This is a genomic window from Ralstonia sp. A12 (assembly GCF_000801955.1).
GTDB lineage: Bacteria > Pseudomonadota > Gammaproteobacteria > Burkholderiales > Burkholderiaceae > Ralstonia.
In genome coordinates, this window is sequence record NZ_JSZO01000057.1 from 1 (window position 1) to 591 (window position 591).

Annotated in this window: 3 tRNA genes; all 3 read left to right on the top strand. The window is 56.2% G+C overall.

From position 1 onward, the window contains the following. Nucleotides 1-211 precede the first annotated feature (211 nt). Nucleotides 212-297, top strand: a tRNA-Tyr gene (locus PI87_RS27925). A gap of 60 nt (nucleotides 298-357) precedes the next feature. Continuing rightward, nucleotides 358-431 (top strand) — tRNA-Gly (locus PI87_RS27930). Nucleotides 432-454: 23 nt separating this feature from the next. Beyond that, a tRNA-Thr gene (locus PI87_RS27935) sits at nucleotides 455-529 on the top strand. Nucleotides 530-591: the final 62 nt, after the last annotated feature.

Sequence of the window (591 nt, forward strand, 5' to 3'; positions counted from 1 at the left end):
CGGGCCTAGACCGTGGCCTTCAGAGGCCTTTTGTGGCCGCGTAGCGGAGTGATGCGCTAGCGGCTGTCCCGTGTTCCTAGTGGCGCTGCGTTGGTTCTCACGAAGCCTTGGGTTGCCTAAGGGTGAGAGCGTATGCAAGTTTCTTTATGCGATTTCATCAAGCACCGCTTGACAAGGTGAATCGATGGTCCCATAATCGCAAGTTCTCTTCGGAGAGGTGCCCGAGTGGCTAAAGGGGGCAGACTGTAAATCTGTTGGCTTACGCCTACGCTGGTTCGAATCCAGCCCTCTCCACCAGAATTAAGCAGTGAGTTCGGTCCTTAGCCAGGGCCGGCGGCAAGGGAAGAAGTAACCCGGGCGGGTGTAGCTCAATGGTAGAGCAGAAGCCTTCCAAGCTTACGACGAGGGTTCGATTCCCTTCACCCGCTCCATTCACTGTAAAGCAGCAAGTTTTGCCCATGTGGCTCAGTGGTAGAGCACTCCCTTGGTAAGGGAGAGGTCGGCAGTTCGATCCTGCCCATGGGCACCACGCATCCACCAACGCAAATCGCTACCGAGACAGGAGTCGCGTCATGGCAAAGGAAAAGTTCG